This window comes from Haloferax litoreum (assembly GCF_009674605.1).
GTDB classification, from domain to species: domain Archaea; phylum Halobacteriota; class Halobacteria; order Halobacteriales; family Haloferacaceae; genus Haloferax; species Haloferax litoreum.
In genome coordinates this window covers 209,169-227,300 of the sequence record NZ_WKJO01000003.1, presented here as the reverse complement: position 1 = coordinate 227,300, position 18,132 = coordinate 209,169, and the positions used below count along the sequence as shown (strand labels likewise).

Sequence of the window (18,132 nt, the reverse complement as noted above, 5' to 3'; positions counted from 1 at the left end):
CACAGCCACCGCCACTACGTTTCGACTGTCGCTCTTCCACCGTCTACGAGTATCGTCTCACCAGTGACGAAGCTCGCCCTATCCCCCGCGAGAAATGCGACGACAGACGCCACTTCTTCCGGGTCGCCGACTCGTTCGAGCGCCGACAGCGACCGGAACCTGTCGAGTGCATCGGCGTCGTCTTCGAACGGTTCGGTCATCGGCGTCCGAATGTACCCGGGGGCGACGGCGTTGACGCGGACGCCATCGGGGCCCCACTCCGCCGCGAGCGTCCGAGTGAGTCCCTCCACCCCTGCTTTCGACGTGACGTAACTAGCCCGACCGGCCGCACCAACTTGTCCGTAGATAGACGAGACGTTCACGACGGCCCCACCGTCTGTTTTCAGATGAGGTGCCGCCGCTCGGCAGAGACGAAACGGCCCAGTGAGGTTCACGTCGAGTGAGTCCGTCCAGTCGGAATCCGACAACTCTGCCACGGGCCCTCGTCGGATGATGCCTGCCACGTTGACCACCACGTCGATTCCACCCGTCTCGACTGCGGTGTCCACGAGTCGAGCGACGTCCGTCTCGTCGGTGACGTCTACGGTGACGGCCCGAAACGACCCCGACCCACCCGCACACACCTCTGCTGTCTCGTTCTGGTCTGTCCTATCGCCACCGACGACTGTCGCACCGGCGTCGACGAACGTCTGCGCGCACGCCTGCCCGATTCCACTCGCCGTTCCCGTGACGACCACAGTTTGGTTCTCGAACGTGTGTTCGTTCGGCACCGACTGGTCCGGACTGGATGTGACCATGAAACGCGTACAGCGTGGAGTGTAATGAACGTGTGTTAGCCCCCCACACACTGAGCAGGAGGTGAATCCTGCTATTCTAAGCAGAGAGAGCCAGAGAGCCGAGTATAGACCACATCCAGAACACGAACGTCACCGGAACGTGACAGAACGAGTACGCTAGTATTTATTACTTATACCCTCTAACCCCGAGAACGATTGCCATGGGTAAGACTCTCAAGTCTTCGACGAGCAACAGGCGACGCTTCCTCAAAGCAACGGGCGCGAGCGTCGCGGCACTGACACTAGCTGGATGTACGAGCGACGACGCTGGCGGCAGCGGCGGCGGTTCGGGCGGTGACTCCGGCGGCGACTCCGGTGGGTCCGGAGGAGACCAAGGGACGACGACCGGAACTCCCGAACAATCGGTCGAGGAGATTATCATCGGTTCGAACCACCCGTTGTCCGGTGGCCTCGCCGCCACGGGCGTCGGGATGAGCAACGCCATCAAACTCGCCGCGATGCGGAAGAACGAGGAAGGTGGCATCGAGTCACTCGGTGGCGCACAGGTGAAAGTCATCGAGGGCGACAACCAAGGGAAACAGGAACTCGGCGGTCAAGTGAGCGAAGAACTGCTCAGCGACGGGGCACACGTCCTCACCGGGTGTTACTCCTCGCCGGTGACGACGGCGGCGACACAGGTCGCCGAGCGACAGGGTGTTCCGTTCGTCGTCTCCATCGCGGCGGCGGACAACATCATTCAGGGTCGTGGGTTCAACTACGTCTACCGCCCACAACCACCGGCGCGCCGTCTGGCGAGCGACTACGCGGACCTCGTTCCACAGGTCATCCGTGACGGTGGCGGCACCATCGACACGGCGGGTCTGTTCTACATCAACAACAGTTACGGGCAGGCGATTCGCGACAGTCTCCGGGAGTTCCTCCCGCAGCAGAACGTCGAAATCGTCGAGGAGACGGCTATCGAGTTCGGCGCGTCGAACGCCAACACGCAAGTCTCGAAACTCCGCAGCGCCGACCCCGACACCATCATCGCCACGACGTACGTCGCCGGCGGTGTGCTCCTCGCACAGGCCCTGCAAGACCAGGACTACCGTCCACCGCACCTGACTGCCTCCGCGTCGGCGACGTTCACCGACGACGATGCTATCGCCGACATCGGCGAGTTCGCCAACGGCGTCATGGACAACAACTACGCGCTGAACCCGACCATCGACAAGACCGCAGAAGTTCGGTCGCAGTTCACCGATAACTACGACCAGGAGTTCTCCGCGTCCGTCGGGATGGCCTACACTTCGGCAGAGGTCATCATCCAAGCGGTCGAAGAAGCGGGTAGCGACGACCCCGACGACATCAACGAGGCGTTGAAGAACCTCCAGTACGACGACCACATCTCCGCGATGGGCACCATCGAGTTCGACGAGGAGGGTGAGAACGTCAACGCCCTCGGACCGGTCAATCAGGTCCAGGACCTCTCGGTCAAGGTCGTCTACCCCGACGAGTACGCGGAGGCCGACCCACAGGTCTAATTTCGCGTACACGTCAACGAATCGCCGCAAAAAAGATGGTTACCTTTTATGGCAGTTGCCAACAATCCCCGAGCGTAGACACCGCATGCGACACCTAGTCACATCGGTCGCACCACTCCCACTGCAAGGTGGTGGTCTCGGCCGATTCACCGATCCGTTTGCACAGTTCCTGACCGACGTCGCCAACATGGAGCCGGTTCTCCTCCAGTTGCTCGCGTTCGGCCTCCTCCTCGGAGGCGTGTACGCACTCACGGCACTGGGTCTGACGATGATATTCGGCGTCATGGACGTCATCAACTTCGCCCACGGCGTGTTCCTCGTCGTCGGGATGTACACGGTCTGGTTGGTCTCGACCACAGTCGGAATCAGCCCGTTCGTCGGCATCCCCATCGCGGCACTCGTCTTGTTCGTCTTGGGTATCGGCGTCCACGTCTTGACGGTCGAACCAATCATCGAGGCACCCCAACAGAACCAACTCATCGCCACCCTCGGCGTGTTGCTGATAATCCAATCCGCCATCGAGATTATCTTCACGCCGGACCCACAGCAAGTCGAACTCTCGCTCGGGTCCGTGCAGGTCGGTGGCGTGTTCATCCCGCTCGGCCAGTTCTACGCCCTCCTCATCGCCCTGGGCACGATGCTCGGCGTCCGCGCGTTCTTGAACCGGACCGACCTCGGTCGCAAGATTCGCGGCACGGCGGACAACCGCGACGGTGCCCGCTACGTCGGCATCAACGTCCCGCAAATCAACTACCTCACCTTCGGTATCGGCGCAGCACTCGCGGGTGTGGCCGGCGGGTCCATCGCACTCTTCCAGCGGTTCGACCCGTTCACCGGTGAGACGTACCTCATCAACGCCTTCGTCATCGTCATCCTCGGCGGTCTCGGGTCGTTCCCCGGGGCGTTCGTCGGTGGACTCATCGTCGGCATGATTCAGGTGTTCGGAGGGTACTACCTCCCGGGAACGACCTCACAGGTGCTCATCTTCCTCTTGTTCATCGGAACACTGCTGGTGAAACCTGAGGGTCTCTTCGGAGGTGCGAACGCATGAGCACCCTCGACTCCGTTCGTGAGAGTTACCAGACGTTCGACGACCAGCGGTTCGCACCACTCGTGAAGGGAGTCGTTCTCTTCGCGCTCCTCGCCGCGCTCCCGTTCATCATCGAAATCGACGTGGCCGGGATGGAACTCGCGGCCACCTTGAGCCTGAAAGTGCTCATCTTGACCGTCATCTACGCCTACACCGCCCAGTCGTGGAACATCATGTCCGGGTACACTGGGCAGTTCTCGTTCGGTCACGCGGCGTTCTTCGGAATCGGCGCGTACGCGACGCAGAAACTCCTCGTCGACTTCGCCATCAATCCCTGGATTGGGATGCTCGTCGCGGGCATCATCGCCGGACTGTACGGCCTCCTCATCGGTGCCCTCACGTTCCGCTTCAATCTCAAGGGACACTACTTCGCGCTGGCGACGCTCGCGTTCGCCGAACTGCTGCGGTTCGTCGTCACGAACATGTCGGAACTGCGCGGGGCTAACGGCTACTTCAAACCGTTCCCCCGTGACTACGGTGCCGAGTACGGCCTCGCTGCGTTCCAGTTCCAGAGCGACCTCCCGTACTACTACGTCATCGTGGGGTTCCTCCTCGTCGTGACGGTCATCTCGTGGGCCATCAAGAACTCCTGGGTCGGTCTGTACTTCTTCGCCATCCGCGAGGACGAACGGGCCGCCGCGAGCGTCGGCGTGCCGTCGTTCAGGTACAAACTCATCGGCGTCGCAGTGAGTGCGTTCTTCACCGCGCTCGGTGGCGCGTACTGGTCGATGTACTTCAACACCATCCGACCAGACACCGTGTTTGCGCTGTTCAAGAACGTCGAGATACTCCTCCCCGCCGTCGTCGGTGGACCGGGGACGCTCATCGGACCCATCGTCGGGTCGTTCATCGTCACGCCAGTCAGTGAGATTGCACGGACGACGTTCACCGACATCAACGGACTCGACCGCATCATCTACGGTGCGTTCCTCGTCGCTATCGTCATCTACTCCCCACGCGGTGTAGTGAGTTGGCCGAGTCGGGCCCGCGCCCTCTGGAACCGCGTTCGCGGTGACACGGAGGTGAGCGAACAATGACGAATATGGACCACCAATCGACCGAACGAGACGGCGAGACTCTCTTGACCGTCGAAGGCGTCGGAAAGCGCTTCGCGGGTCTGCAAGCACTCCAAGACGTAGACATGACGGTCAACAGTGGCGAGATTATCGGGCTCATCGGCCCCAACGGTGCCGGTAAGACGACGCTGTTCAACTGTATCAGCGGAGCGTTCCCGCCGACGTCGGGGACGGTCAGGTTAGAAGGCAACGTCATCTCCGGCCTTCCCGCACACAAGGTTGCACGGGCGGGACTCGCGCGGACGTTCCAGATTACGCGGCCACTGGAGGAACTCACCGTCGTCGAAAACGCGATGGTCGGCGCGCACATCCACACCCGACGGCGGCGCGAAGCACGCGAAATCGCGCTCGAAAACCTCGAATTCGTCGGCCTCGCCGACCGTGTCGAAGAAGAAGCGGGCGAACTCACGGTCGGGGCCCAGAAGCGCCTCGAACTCGCGCGCGCTATCTCGACGCGGCCGAAGATTTTGCTCCTCGACGAGATTATGGCGGGATTGACGCCACAGGAGTCGAATCAGATGCTCGACCTCTTTCGGCAGTTACGGGAACGGGGGACGAGCCTCCTCATCATCGAACACGACATGAAAGCCATCATGAACATCTCAGACTACGTGAAGGTCCTCGACCAGGGCCAAGGAATCGCCTTCGGCAAACCAAGCGAAGTCGTCGAAGACGACCGCGTCATCGAGGCGTACATCGGAGGGTTCGACGCCGATGCTTGAACTCGAAGGCGTCCGCGCGGGGTACGACGAGATAGAAGTGCTCCACGGCGTGGACATGCACGTCGACGAGGGAGAAATCGTCGCGCTCATCGGGTCGAACGGCGCGGGGAAGACCACGACGATGCGGACGATATGTGGCATCCTCTCGCCGAGTCACGGACGTATCACCTACCGCGGTGAGGAGATTCACACCAAACCATCGCACGAAATCGTCGAGCGAGGTATCGTGCAGGTCCCCGAGAACCGGGACCTGTTCACCAACATGAGCGTGATAGACAACCTCCTCCTCGGTGCACAGACCGACGAGGCAATCGCGAACCGCGAGGAGAACCTCGCGGAGATGCTCGACCTGTTCCCGCGACTCGAAGAGCGCAAGAAGCAACGCGCCGGGACGATGTCCGGTGGCGAACAGCAGATGCTGACGCTCGCACGCGCCCTGATGGGCGAACCGGACCTCCTCATCCTCGACGAACCGTCGATTGGACTCGCACCACAACTCGTCCAAGAAGTGTTCGACGTGGTCGAAGAGATTCACGAACAAGGCGTGACCGTCCTCATGGTCGAACAGAACGTCCAACAGACGCTCCAAGTGGCCGACCGCGGGTACGTGATGGAGAACGGCCGAATCAGCATGACTGCGAGCGGTTCCGAACTCCTCGAAGACGACAGCGTCGTCGAGGCGTACCTCGGGGTGTGAGATGAACGAAGCGACGCTCGCATCGTTCGTCTCGACGCTCGACCGGGGAGATATCCCGGACGGCGTCGCTGCCAGAGGTTCCCTCGTCATCGCGGATACGATTGGCGTCATCCTCGGTGGCGCGTCCGACCCCGCAGTGTCGTCGCTCACGCGAAGGTGGGCAGCCCAAAACGGTGGGCAGGCGACCATCCTCGGAACCGCCGGCGAGCGAACGTCTGCGTACCGTGCGGCGTTCGTCAACGCGACTGCAGGGACCGTCCTCGAACTGGACGAAGGCCACCGATTCGCGGCGGGCCACCCAGCGATTCACGTCTTGCCGGCGCTCTTAGCCGACGGCGAGTCGTCGTACCGGAGCGGTGACGAACTCTTGACCGCGTTCGTCGCCGGGTACGAAGTCGCCGTCCGGGTCGCCGAGATGGTCGTGCCGCTGGCAGACGGCGTCCACCCGCACGGCGTGTGGGGCGGTGTCGGGACGGCAGCAGCAGTCGCTCGCCTCCGTGAACTCGACGCCGAGACGACGCTCGACGCGATGCGCATCGCAGCGAACTACGCACAGCACACGCGGTTCGAGGCGGCAACCGAGGGTGCGACGGTCCGAAATAGCTACGCAGGTATGAGCAATCTCTCGGGCCTCGTCGCCGTCGAGCAGGCCGAAGCGGGGTTCACCGGCCTCGAAGACGGTATCGCACTGCACCTCGCGTCGGTCGCGTCTGGCGAACCGAACCGAGACGCCCTCGCCGACGAACTGGGCGTACGCTGGGAGATAGAGCGAGGCTACTTCAAAGTCCACGCCGCGTGTCGATACACCCACGCCGTCCTCGACGCCGTCGAGACACTCACCGAGACAGAGGAACTCGACGCTGCAGACGTCGAGACGGTTGGCGTCGAGACGTACCCGGCCGCCGCGTCGCTCTCGAACACCCGCCCGAAGAACGCGTTACAGGCGAAGTTCTCGATTCCGTTCGCCGTCGCGTCGTCGCTGGTTACTGGAGACACCGGGAAACTGGCGTTCACCGACGAAGCACTGACAGAAGAGACACTCGCACTGGCGAAGCGAGTCGAAGTCACCGCCACCGAAGAGTTCGCCTCACGTGCCCCCGACGAACGTGGGGCACGCGTGACCATCAAGACAGTCGACGGAGACACGTACACCCACGCTGTTCGCGCCGCACGGGGTGGTGAACACGAACCGTTCTCGGATGACACCCTTCAGACCAAGTTCGAACACCTCGTCACACCCGTCATCGGGGACGAGAGTATCGACGGCCTCTGGACCGCCGCCCGTGAACCCGCGGCCCCCCGCGTCCTCTGTGCCCTGACTCGGGCCTGAGACTCCCCTCCTCATTCATCGAAGACCTATGATTCCACAGACACCGGTTCGAGACTGGGAACGACACGTGTACGACTTTCTGAACACCGAGGTGCCACCTCACGTCCGGGCGGCCGGTACGCGCGTCGTCGCGGACGTACTCGCGGCCACTGTCGCGGGTGCCGCAGCACCGCAGAACACTGCAGTCTTCCAAGAGATGACACTCGCAGACGGGTCAGCGTCGGTCCTCGGGACAGACAGGCGAACCGACCCCGCACAGGCGGCCCTCTTGAACACGACTGCCGCGATAACACAGGAGATAGAAGAAGGCCACAACCGAGGCGGACACGTCGGTGCAAGCATCGTGGCAGGTGCCATCGGTGTCGCCGAGGCTCACGACGTCGACGGCCAGACGTTCGTCGATGCGTGCGTTCGCTCGTACGAACTCTGTACCCGGTTCGAGTACGCCATCTTCGCGATGAAGGCGCGACTCAACGACGCAGTTCCGTGGCTTATCCGAGACCCGCACTCGACGTGGACGACGCTCGGGCCGGCGTTGACGGCGGCCGTCTGTATGGGCCACTCGGACGACGAGATACGTGAGACGGTGCGAACGGCGCTGAACCTCGCTGTCGTCTCGATGCACGACCCCTTCGCCGAGGGTGCACCGTCACGGAACTTCACGGCGGGGTTCTCCGCACAGGCAGGGGTGAGTGCCGCGACACTCGCAGGGGCCGGTCTTCGCGGGTCAGCGGCGGCGATGGAAGCGGTGTACGACCCCTTCGAGTCCATCCTCGAAGACGGTGCGTTCGACCACCTGTTCGACTCACTCGGCGAGGAGTGGTGGGTCACAGAGGCGTATCACAAACCGTACCCCTCCTGTCGGTACACGCACGCCCCACTGGATGCGCTTCGAGACGCCGAAGCAGACGGCATCGAACCCGATGACGTAGAGCGCATCGACGTGTACACCTACCGAAACGGTGTCGACATGAGTCACACCCGACCAACCACCCTGACAGCAGCGAAGTTCTCCACGCCGTACGTCCTCGCGCGGTGGGTCGCCGACGGTGCCATCTCTCTCGACCACTTCCTCGCCGACGCCCTCGAAGACGAAGCGGTGCAGGCACTCACAGAACGCGTCCACCTCCACGCTGAGGAGTCGTACGAAGAAGCGTTCCCCGACAAGTGGGGTGCTCGCGTGGAACTCGTCGCCCACGACGGAACACGATACGTCGGCGAACGTGACGTACCTCGTGGAGACTATCGCGACCCACTCGACGAGACGGAACTTACGGACCGAAACCGGACCTTGCTCACGTACGGCCTCGGTTCGGAGAGCGCCGACGAGGCAATCGAAGCGCTCGACGCAGTCGATTCAGCCCCAGTCTCGGTCGTCGTCACCGCACTAAGTGAGTGAGAACGAACACTTGTTCGGCACTGCCGAACTTAATACGAACAATTATTGCGAACCTCCCCAATTGGTACCCATGAACACGAACGAGGACCGTGCAAGCGGGTCTATCGGCGCTACGAAAACGTCGTTCGGCATCGTCGAACACTTGCGTGACGAGGGGGCCAGCGGCGTCTCCGACGTGGCCACAGCGCTCGGAATTTCGAAGAGTACCGCACACAACCATCTCCAGACGCTCTTGCAACTGGGATACGTCGTTCAGGTAGATGGCGGATACGCCTTGGGTCTCAAATTCCTCGACCTCGGTGACCACGCACGAACACGGCACGCACTCTACCACGCCTCGATTGGAGAGATGGACGACCTTGTGGACGCCGTCGGCGAACGCGGTCAGGTGATGGTCGAAGAGAACGGCCGCGGCGTCTACATCTACCAGGTGAAGTCCGAACAGGGACTCCAGACCGACTCCCACATCGGGACGACTGTCGACCTGCACACGACCGCTGTCGGTAAGTCGTATCTCGCCTTCTGTGACGAGGAACACCGAAACGAGATTCTCGACGACGACTTGCCACAACTCACGTCGAAGACGATAGACGACCGGACGGAACTCGACGCGGACTTGGATGCGATTCGTGAACGCGGTCACGCGTTCAACGACGAGGAGCGAATCACTGGGATGCGCGCCGTCGGTGCGCCGATTCTTTCGGACGACGAGACCATCCTCGGTTCTATCAGTGTCTCCGGCCCGACGACCCGTATGAAAGGTGAATGGTACCACAGCGAGGTCCCAGAGATGGTCAAACAGGCCGCCCGCGTCATCGGTATCCGCGCGACGTACTCGTAGTTCTACTCTGCCGAACACTCGTTCACCATCGATATTTCGCTCGGAGTGACGACTCGGCCGCGAACCCCACGAACTCCTCGTAGCCCATTACACTGGTACTGTTGTTAGCACTCGACATCCCGGGATCAGACAACCCATTACACTTGTACGTCCGTAATTGATTCCAGTTTCGAGAACGACAACTCCGGTCTGCAGTGGCGGTGTTGGGCAGTGCCTCTCGAGTCGCCGGTTACTGCCCGTACAATCATCTTCCAGTCATAGACAGATTTCAGATAATTTCTCACAACGTACGCCCGGGAGTTTCGTAGGTTACAGTGCAGTATTCGTCACTTTGAGGGGTTGGAAGTGCGAGTGCGGGTGGGAGAGAGAACCGGCCGGGTGATAGACGACCACAGAATCGGTCGTACGAGTATCACCTGCCAGCTCTAGAGATATTGCAAGAATAGATGGGTACTTGGTGATGCCAACGATACTCTGCCGATAGTTATCGATGTGTAGATATGAACAGAGATATATCAGATATTATAGTATTACATAGATGTGTTCGAAGACGAGGCGGTAGACGGGGAGATGCGTCTATTGGCCGTAGTGCAACGCAGGGAAAGTGCGATTGGAACGCGACGACGTGCAGACCCGACGAATCGACGCCGTCAGTCTGCGAGCGGTGCCTGTTGTTCGTGGTCTCTCTCGGCGGCGTCGTCGCCGTCGACAGTCCGGTCGGCGAAAACGACTCCGTGCGCACCTTCCCGTTCTTTCGCGCTTCCAGCCACGCGGACGAACGCCGCTTTCTCCCGGGCAGCGAGAATCGTATGGCCACCGGAGTAACTCACACCCGACCGGATGCCCGCGAGGAACTCCTCTACGAGCGGTGTGACGAGTCCTTTGTACGGGGTAAGCGCTTCGACGCCCTCGCCTGCATCGATGTCGCTCTGCTTATCGTCGCGGGCAGATGCGGCCTCGGTCGATGCCATCCCGCGGGAGCGCTTGTACGTGTCGCCGTCGACTTCGACGACGTGCCCCGGAGCCTCGTCCGTGCCGGCGAAGAAACTCCCCATCATCACGGTGTCGGCACCCGCCATGAGCGCCTTCGCCGCGTCACCCGACGTACGGATGCCGCCGTCGGCCATGACGTGGATTCCCAGGTCGTGGGCGCGTTCGGCGCAGTTCGAGACAGCCGTGAGTTGCGGGTACCCAGCACCGGCAACTTCGCGCGTCGTACAGTGAGACCCGGGACCGACGCCGACCTTCACACATCCTGTGCCCGCCTCCCAGAGGTCTTCGACAGCCTCCGGCGTGACGACGTTACCAGCGACGATTTCGGGGTCGAACTCGTCGCGGATGTGTGCGACTGCATCCAGACACCGTTCCATGTGGCCGTGTGCGATGTCCACAACGATGGCGTCGGCACCGGCGTCGAGGAGCGCTTCGGTCCGGTCGAGGTACGCCTCGTCGATTCCGACTGCGCCAGCGACGGTTCCGCCGTCGTCTGCGACTGCTCGCACCTGTTCGGCCTGCTCGTCGGCGTCGAGGAAGCGGTGGACGACACCGAGACCGCCGAGGTGCGAGAGCGTGGCTGCGAGGTCTGCTTCGGTGACAGTGTCCATCGCCGCACTGACGAGTGGCGTCTCCAACTGCAGGTTCGGCGTCACGTTGGTCGAGAGGTCCACGTCGCTCCGGCTATCGACCGGTGAGCGCTGTGGAACCAGCAATACGTCTCCATACGAGAGTCCTGTGCGAATCTCCATCGTAACCCTCCACAGCCGATGGGGTGTGACAGTATAGTTCCGACGGAGACGGCCCACGTCGCCGCGGAACGAAACTATTACCTCACCGAGTTCGTCTGTCTAATAACACACGGCGCCGCGCCCGTGCGAATCTCCAACCCAATCGTAACCCCAACGTATTCGCCGCTCGCGGGCCGTGTGGTTCGTATTCTGTCGAGCGGAAGCGCTGTTTGGAGTACGCGCACCACGATAGTGGGGGACGCGCACTATTCGGAACCATTATTTTCTGTTGAATCTGACAACCAGTTGCCGGGCCGGTCACCTACGCGTCGGAAACGGTAGGTGGAACAGAGGCACACCCCACTATCCTCGCCGCTCAGTGGGCCCCACTTCTCCTCTCTCGAACTGTATCAGGCCGAAGAAAATTTCCTTCCCGCGGAGCGTCCATTAGGCATGCAAACCGTCATCCTCGCTGCCGGGCGCGGGACCAGAATGCGTCCACTCACCGACCGACGACCGAAACCGATGCTTCCGGTCGTCGACAAACCGTTGGTCGCACACACTGCAGATGCGGCTATCGATGCCGGAGCGTCGAGTCTCACCCTGGTCGTCGGATACGAGGCAGACGACGTCCGGTCGTACTTTGGCACGGAGCGAGGGGGAGTCCCAGTCGAATTTGCGGTCCAAGAGAAACAGCGCGGAACCGCAGACGCGGTCCGGGCAGCGGCGTCATCGCTCGACCCCGAGGAACCATTCGTCGTCCTCAACGGTGACGCCTTGTACGACGTACCGTCGTTGACGACGTTGTACGACGGCGGTGCAGCAGTCGGGTCGTACCGAGTCGACGACCCGAGGTCCTACGGCGTCTTAGAGACCGACAGCGACGGGTTCGTCAGTGGAGTTATCGAAAAGCCCGAGAACCCACCGTCGGACCTCATCAACGCCGGCGCGTACGTCTTCCCGGCAGAGGCACAGACGTGGCTCAACGTCGCCGAGAGTGACCGCGGCGAACTCGAACTGACCGACGTACTCGCGCGGACCTGTGACGAGTTCGACGTTCGCGGCGTCGCGTTCGACCGATGGTTGGACGTGGGCCGGCCGTGGGAACTCCTCGAAGCGAACGAGTGGAAACTCGGTGAACTCGAGGGACGAGTCGACGGCGACGTCTCCGAACGCGCCGAACTCGACGGGACAGTCGTCGTCGAAGAAGGGGCGACGGTCCGGTCGGGCGTCGTCATCGACGGACCCGTGCTAGTGCGTCGTGGGGCCTCTGTCGGCCCGAACGCCTACATCCGCGGCCACACGGTTGTCGGCGAAGACGCAAAAGTCGGCCACGCCGTCGAGGTGAAAAACAGTGTACTGATGGAAGGCGCGACGGTCGGCCACCTCTCGTACGTGGGCGACAGTCTTCTCGGACGCGACGTGAACTTCGGGGCGGGAACGAAAGTCGCCAACCTCCGCCACGACGGAGAACCCGTCCGGCAGATGCTCAAAGGCGAACTCGTCTCGTCCGGACGACGGAAGTACGGCGTGATTCTCGGAGACGGTGTCAAGACGGGAATCAACGCCTCGCTAAACGCTGGGGTCCGACTTCCGACCGGTGGAACCGTCAAGCCGGGTGAGTCCGTTCTCTACGACAGGGTCGACGACGCTCCAGACGCAGACGGCAACTGAGTTGTCACAGTCTCGACGGCCGTCGCCGTCGACAGATTGTCGTGTGAGTTTAACTTCTGTTGGTTCATTACGTTCGAATTTTCCGCCCAATTAGAGATGTCTGTACAGTTTTCGTGAAGGTGTATTCTGAGTCGGGAGAGTTAATCGGGTACAAACGACCAAAGGCAGAATTTTGAGAGCGTCGAGGAGGACGAGCGAGCCACCGTGAAATCTAAAATGGCAGTAGAACGAATCAGAGTGTATGTCGAACAGCAGCCGATTCGTCGTCGCGACTCACGTGCTCACGAACTTGGCCGTGCGGCGCGACGAACGGCTGTCTTCCGACCGTCTCGCCTGGAGCGTCAACACGAATCCGGTCGTCATCCGGCAACTGCTCTGCTCACTTCGGGAAGCAGGCCTCGTGGACTCCAAGCGCGGGCCAACTGGTGGGTTCACACTCGCGCGTGAACCGGGGGCCATCTCACTTCGAGACATCTACGAGGCGGTGGAAGACGGTGAACCATTCTGTTTCCACGCGAACGAACCGAACGACGAGTGCACGGTTGGTGAACACATCCAGCCAGTGCTCGACGAACTATTCGAACCCGCAATTCAAGCGATGCTCGACGAATTGGACGCTGTCACCGTCGCCGACGTCCACGAGACAGTGTTCGACGCCGCGGACGTCGACCCACTGGAAATCTAACGGGGTCAGGCGGTCGACTCGGCGGCTTCGACTTCGACGGGTGACTCTTCGAGCCACTCGTTCGCCCACTCTTCTATCTCGGTGAACACCGGGCACAGCGAGACACCCTTGTCGGTCAGCGAGTAGTACGTCGCGACAGGCGCGTCTTCTTCGAGACGGCGGTTGACGAAGCCCGTCTCCTGGAGGTCGTCGAGGACGCGCGATAGCGTCCGGGAACTCGCGCCCGTCGAGCGCTTGAGCTCGTTGAACCGCTTCTCGCCGTCCTGCAAGTCGTGGAGGACGATGAGACGCCACTGTGACCCAATCTGTTTCAGCGAGTCGATGATGGGACACGGCGCGTCGTCCGCGGAGATTTCTGAGGCCATACCCACCTCTGGGTTCACACCGCCTTTAGTGGTTCGGTTAGTTCACCTACTTTCAGAACGTTACTTGGTTCGTCTGAACGTCCACGGGAACGAACGCACCCTGACAGACGAAGTATGGTGACGTGCGAGTAACCTGGTTTCACCACTGTCAGAGCAACTATATGTTCGGGCGACTCCTACAGTGCGTCAGGTTCGAATCGTATCTCGGCAGGTTCGTCCAACCGGGTCAACGTGCCGGTGGACCGACCGAAACACGACACCCACCATCATCATGCAGACGAACGGAATTCACCACGTGACCGCTATCGCGGGTACCCCCACAGCAAACGTCGCGTTCTACACCGACGTGCTTGGCTTACGCCTCGTCAAGCAAACGGTCAACTTCGACGACACGCACACCTACCACCTCTACTACGGAGACGAGACCGGAACGCCGGGAACGATACTCACGTTCTTCCCGTTCGCCGGCGAACACCCCGGCCGACCCGGACGAGGCCAAGCGACTGCCATCGCGTTCACCATCCCAGACGGGTCGATAGACTACTGGGTAGACCGCCTCCGCGGCCACGACGTGGAAGTCGACGACCAGACCACACGCTTCGGTGAGACTGTCGTCTCATTCCGTGACCACGATGGGCAACCACTCGAACTCGTCACGGGTGACTCGCCAGTCGACCCGTGGGCCGATGGTCCAGTCCCAACTGACCACGCAATCCGTGGGTTTCACGGTGTGACGCTCCACTCGACCGACCCCGAGGTGACAGGAAGTATCCTCAGGGTTCTCGGTTACGAGCAGACTGCATCGACGGCAGAACGCCTCCGGTACGCCACGAACGGCGACCGAGCGTCGGTTATCGACGTCCTGACCAGCGACGGCCCTCGCGGACGACCGGGGGTCGGAACCGTCCACCACGTCGCGTTCCGAACGGCCGACGACGACGAGCAATCGGCGTGGCGCGAACGACTCACCGACGCCGGAATGTACGTCACGAAACAGAAGGACAGACGCTACTTCCGGTCGATATACTTCCGTGAACCGGGAGGAGTCCTCTTCGAGATAGCCACCGACGGCCCCGGGTTTACTCGGGACGAAGACCCCAACGACCTGGGTACGGAACTCAAACTCCCCCCGTGGTTGGAAGCAGACAGAGACGCCATCGAAGACCGACTGCCGCCACTCGACGCCGTCGCCGAGGCAGACGACTGAAGCCGGATACACAGTCTCGAAAGAGATGGTCTACGGAGGCGAAGTCGTTCTGTCGTCACAGCGCGTATCCGTCTCATGCACGAGTTTCAACCGGTCTCACTGACAGTCGTCGGTAAGAGTGGTGACACAGGTGGTGGCGTCTTCGAGTTCGAAGCGTCTGTCGTGTTGCTCCGTGGGGACACCCTCAACGTCTGGGTAGGAGACGACCACTTCGTCGCCGACGCCGAAGGGGGCATTCAGCGGGGGCAGTACGTCCTCGTGACGACACCGACGACTGGGAGCATCGCCCGAATCGTCGAGACGAGTGCTTCCGCGTCACCAGACCCAACTCGCCCTATCGAAGTCGAAATCGAATACAGATGGAGCGCCGAGACGTTCGTCACAGAACCGACCGTCGAGTTCTGGACGCGTGACGAATTAGCGTTCACTGGACCTCACGAGAGACACACCGGGGGAGACGAACGCGTCGTCACGTTCGTCCGACCGACGAGTACGTGAGTGGAGACTGATGGGCCAACGACCGTTCCACGACACCGTCAGTGAGCAGTATCCAACCCGCGTGGACACCTCACGCGAGCAGCCGAGAGAGGAGTAAGAAGACGCGTTTGAGGTTCTCTGAGAGACGAGTCTGGTTTTCAGAGAAGAGGACGACTTCGTCGTCGAGTGCGTGAACCTCGATGGCTCGTCCACGGTCGGTCGTATCTTTCAGTTCGAGACCCTGAATCGAGTCGAGCGGAACGATGAGATACCGAAAGTCTTCGTCTTTGATGTCGGCGTTACAGTGGTCGCCGAAGATGTGGAGGCTGTGTTCTGTGACGCCGATTTCGTACCCGATGTAACTCATTCCGGTAATCTCTGCGCCGGCGCGGCCACCCTTTACTTTCCCCTTCAGTTGCGAGGATTCGAGGAGGATACCGTCTACCATACGGACCACTTCCGACCACTCAGTCGTAAGTATTCCCGCCCAGTTCTCGGTGTTGATTTTCGCAGACAGCGGTGGCTGCGAGAGTCAATTCGGGAGTGGAGAATCGTGGCGGGCCGGTGCGTCACGCCAACTCAGATTCACGTCGGGTGAGTAGACGGCGACGCCATCTCGTCGTCGCCCGTCCCGTCGGACTCGATGATAGAGTACGTCGTCGTCAGATGGCCGAGGACGTAGTCGACGGTAGACGGGTCGTACGTCCAGAATCCTCGGAATCCCTGTCCGTTGGCTTGTTCCTCGGCGACGAGGCCACACTTGTAGTCGTCGACTCCGTTTCCGTCGTAGACGACGAACCACGAGCGACGGACTTCCTCAGAGCGAGCGAGATGGAGTTGAAAGTCGTCCACCTTCGGAACGTCCTCAGACGGGTAGATGTACGCGTGGACGAACAGGTCGTTTCGGCCACCTAATCGGTTGTACGATTCGAGTTGAGCCTCGAGGTTGTCGCCCGTCTGAAAACCTGAGTGGAGTTGGCCAGCACCGACGCGCCATGCCCGGTCTTCTATCTCGCGCGTCGCATTGAGCATCTTCTGCCGGTCGTACGACGTAAAGAGCGTCTCGTCGAGATGGTCCAAGATAGGGGCGTACGGTTCCCGTTCGAACCCGGGTTCGACATCCTCGGCGTCTTTGAGGACGTTCGCGACGTTGACCGCGGTGTGAAACTTCTCTCCCGTCCCGAGGACAGCGTAGTTTGATGGCCCACTGTCGGCCGTCGCCGCTTCGACCGAGACGTTGCGGTCCTCGAAGTGTTCGGCGAGGCGGTCGACGACCCCCTCGCGCGGATTGAATACGGTGAGCGTCCGCTCAGCGGCGGCGACACCGGCAATCAATTCGCTGAGAGACATACTGAGTGGTGAAGATGTAGTACCCACATATGATTCTTTGCATAAAATTAATAAGATGTATGAGCCCTGATCTTACTCGAAACTGAGTTTCTTCGAGAGATAACGGGTCGCATTACGTCGTGTCGTGGATTCTTAACTATGGGTGTCGGGGTCGTACACTCAGTATGATTTCTGGGTCCGAGCAGTCGACTCCCAGCGCCGACACCACCGGGACGGGAGTCCACGACTGGTTCGCGCGCGAGGCCCCGAGCATCGTCGCTGGTCTCGAAGCGTCGCAGTACATCGGCCCCGTCACTGCCGCCACCGCGTGGGACCTCATCGCCGCTGGACACCCTGCCGAAGCGGTCGAACTCGTCCTCGAAGAAGTCGACGAGTCGTGGCGATAGTGCACTGACCGGGGGGTCGTTTGGATGGTGGGAAAGAGCCTCGCAACAACAGTGTGGCGGGTCAGGTCACCCGTTGCGCGACGTGGTATCCCGGATGTACAGTTCGACCAGCGCATCTAGAAGGTGTGGTGCTAACTCGAACCGCACGTCGACGCTGTTTTCGTCGTTATCGTACGAGAGTTGTTTCACGTCGATTGCCGCGAGCAACGTCCGCATCGAGTCCACCACGTAGTTGCTCGCACCTGCCTCGACGCGGAGGTCGTCGCCGAGGTGGATTGACAGACCGTCGACGACCGTCTCGTAACACGTCTTGTTCGGTGTCTCGACCCGTTGACTCCGTTCGACGAGTCCGAGCGACGAGAGTGTCTCCAAGCGGCGGTAGATAGTCGATTCGGAGACGCTACAGTTCTCTGCGAGTTCTTCTGCGGTCATCGGGGCGCGTTTGCAGGCCAACAAGACCTCACGTGAAACGCTATCTCCGAGGGCGTCGAGGAGTTCGTCGTCAGTAGACTCCGGAGGGACGTCTGTACTCGATGGGGGTGGAACCTCGTCTGCGTCACCCGTTAGCGGTCCATCGGGGTCGTCTGACGACGAGAGGACGTCGTCCACAAGTTCTCGTCGTGTCATCGTGTGCTACCAGACGTTGGCAAGGAATATGTAATCGGCGCCTACAGTATTCTTATTATTTCATTTAGTCTGATACGTTTGGCGTGCAAGTCGGCGTGGGAGTGAGCGATGAAAACAGCAGACTGCGTCTGTTAGATGGCGTAAAACAGCTGAAAAACGAGA

The 18,132-nt window shown here is 61.0% G+C and carries 19 protein-coding genes; 13 read left to right on the top strand and 6 right to left on the bottom strand.

Annotated elements, in window-relative coordinates; all coding sequences use genetic code 11:
• Positions 1–14: 14 nt before the first annotated feature.
• Positions 15–797: an SDR family NAD(P)-dependent oxidoreductase gene (locus GJR96_RS17840; protein WP_151164868.1), complete on the bottom strand. Its 783-nt coding sequence runs from the start codon at positions 795–797 to the stop codon at positions 15–17.
• A gap of 200 nt (positions 798–997) precedes the next feature.
• Between GJR96_RS17840 and GJR96_RS17835 the strand changes: the two genes are divergently transcribed.
• The 8 genes from GJR96_RS17835 to GJR96_RS17800 all read left to right on the top strand — a co-directional run bounded on the left by GJR96_RS17835 (position 998) and on the right by GJR96_RS17800 (position 9,475).
• Complete coding sequence (locus tag GJR96_RS17835; RefSeq protein WP_151164867.1) at positions 998–2,320, top strand: ABC transporter substrate-binding protein; 1,323 nt, start codon at positions 998–1,000, stop codon at positions 2,318–2,320.
• Positions 2,321–2,405: 85 nt separating this feature from the next.
• Positions 2,406–3,371 (top strand): branched-chain amino acid ABC transporter permease, encoded by a 966-nt coding sequence (locus GJR96_RS17830; protein ID WP_151164866.1) that lies wholly within the window; start codon positions 2,406–2,408, stop codon positions 3,369–3,371.
• Positions 3,368–4,447 (top strand): branched-chain amino acid ABC transporter permease, encoded by a 1,080-nt coding sequence (locus GJR96_RS17825; RefSeq protein WP_151164865.1) that lies wholly within the window; start codon positions 3,368–3,370, stop codon positions 4,445–4,447. Before GJR96_RS17830 ends, GJR96_RS17825 begins: the two co-directional genes overlap by 4 nt.
• Positions 4,444–5,208, top strand: a complete 765-nt coding sequence (locus GJR96_RS17820) for an ABC transporter ATP-binding protein (RefSeq protein WP_151164864.1) — start codon at positions 4,444–4,446, stop codon at positions 5,206–5,208. Before GJR96_RS17825 ends, GJR96_RS17820 begins: the two co-directional genes overlap by 4 nt.
• On the top strand, positions 5,201–5,905 hold the full coding sequence (locus GJR96_RS17815) for an ABC transporter ATP-binding protein (RefSeq protein WP_151164863.1): 705 nt from the start codon (positions 5,201–5,203) through the stop codon (positions 5,903–5,905). Before GJR96_RS17820 ends, GJR96_RS17815 begins: the two co-directional genes overlap by 8 nt.
• A gap of 1 nt (position 5,906) precedes the next feature.
• The gene (locus tag GJR96_RS17810; RefSeq protein ID WP_151164862.1) at positions 5,907–7,235 is read left to right on the top strand and encodes an MmgE/PrpD family protein; all 1,329 of its coding nucleotides are present in this window, start codon (positions 5,907–5,909) and stop codon (positions 7,233–7,235) included.
• A gap of 28 nt (positions 7,236–7,263) precedes the next feature.
• On the top strand, positions 7,264–8,634 hold the full coding sequence (locus tag GJR96_RS17805) for an MmgE/PrpD family protein (RefSeq protein ID WP_151164861.1): 1,371 nt from the start codon (positions 7,264–7,266) through the stop codon (positions 8,632–8,634).
• Between the two features lie 70 nt (positions 8,635–8,704).
• Positions 8,705–9,475 (top strand): IclR family transcriptional regulator, encoded by a 771-nt coding sequence (locus GJR96_RS17800; RefSeq protein ID WP_151164860.1) that lies wholly within the window; start codon positions 8,705–8,707, stop codon positions 9,473–9,475.
• A gap of 650 nt (positions 9,476–10,125) precedes the next feature.
• Here the strand turns inward: GJR96_RS17800 and GJR96_RS17795 are convergent.
• On the bottom strand, positions 10,126–11,220 hold the full coding sequence (locus GJR96_RS17795) for a guanosine monophosphate reductase (protein WP_151164859.1): 1,095 nt from the start codon (positions 11,218–11,220) through the stop codon (positions 10,126–10,128).
• A 432-nt stretch (positions 11,221–11,652) separates the two neighbouring features.
• On the opposite strand from GJR96_RS17795, the gene glmU reads away from it, so the two are divergent.
• Both glmU and GJR96_RS17785 read left to right on the top strand, forming a co-directional pair.
• A complete protein-coding gene (gene glmU, locus GJR96_RS17790) occupies positions 11,653–12,873 on the top strand; it encodes a bifunctional sugar-1-phosphate nucleotidylyltransferase/acetyltransferase (RefSeq protein ID WP_151164858.1) in 1,221 nt (406 codons plus the stop codon).
• Between the two features lie 241 nt (positions 12,874–13,114).
• Positions 13,115–13,558: an Rrf2 family transcriptional regulator gene (locus GJR96_RS17785; RefSeq protein ID WP_058572311.1), complete on the top strand. Its 444-nt coding sequence runs from the start codon at positions 13,115–13,117 to the stop codon at positions 13,556–13,558.
• Between the two features lie 5 nt (positions 13,559–13,563).
• On the opposite strand, the gene GJR96_RS17780 is transcribed toward GJR96_RS17785, so the two are convergent.
• Complete coding sequence (locus GJR96_RS17780) at positions 13,564–13,923, bottom strand: winged helix-turn-helix transcriptional regulator (RefSeq protein ID WP_151164857.1); 360 nt, start codon at positions 13,921–13,923, stop codon at positions 13,564–13,566.
• Positions 13,924–14,188: 265 nt separating this feature from the next.
• Between GJR96_RS17780 and GJR96_RS17775 the strand changes: the two genes are divergently transcribed.
• Both GJR96_RS17775 and GJR96_RS17770 read left to right on the top strand, forming a co-directional pair.
• Positions 14,189–15,130 (top strand): ring-cleaving dioxygenase, encoded by a 942-nt coding sequence (locus GJR96_RS17775; protein ID WP_151164905.1) that lies wholly within the window; start codon positions 14,189–14,191, stop codon positions 15,128–15,130.
• Between the two features lie 75 nt (positions 15,131–15,205).
• Complete coding sequence (locus tag GJR96_RS17770) at positions 15,206–15,628, top strand: hypothetical protein (protein ID WP_151164856.1); 423 nt, start codon at positions 15,206–15,208, stop codon at positions 15,626–15,628.
• 70 nt (positions 15,629–15,698) lie between these two features.
• On the opposite strand, the gene GJR96_RS17765 is transcribed toward GJR96_RS17770, so the two are convergent.
• Together GJR96_RS17765 and GJR96_RS17760 are read right to left on the bottom strand one after the other, a co-directional pair.
• Positions 15,699–16,055, bottom strand: coding sequence for a hypothetical protein (locus tag GJR96_RS17765; protein WP_151164855.1), 357 nt, complete (start codon positions 16,053–16,055; stop codon positions 15,699–15,701).
• 137 nt (positions 16,056–16,192) lie between these two features.
• On the bottom strand, positions 16,193–16,957 hold the full coding sequence (locus tag GJR96_RS17760) for a DICT sensory domain-containing protein (RefSeq protein WP_151164854.1): 765 nt from the start codon (positions 16,955–16,957) through the stop codon (positions 16,193–16,195).
• 164 nt (positions 16,958–17,121) lie between these two features.
• Between GJR96_RS17760 and GJR96_RS17755 the strand changes: the two genes are divergently transcribed.
• A complete protein-coding gene (locus GJR96_RS17755; protein WP_151164853.1) occupies positions 17,122–17,343 on the top strand; it encodes a harpin-binding protein in 222 nt (73 codons plus the stop codon).
• Between the two features lie 66 nt (positions 17,344–17,409).
• Here GJR96_RS17755 and GJR96_RS17750 read toward each other — a convergent pair whose 3' ends face one another.
• Positions 17,410–17,970: an ArsR/SmtB family transcription factor gene (locus tag GJR96_RS17750; protein WP_151164852.1), complete on the bottom strand. Its 561-nt coding sequence runs from the start codon at positions 17,968–17,970 to the stop codon at positions 17,410–17,412.
• Positions 17,971–18,132: the final 162 nt, after the last annotated feature.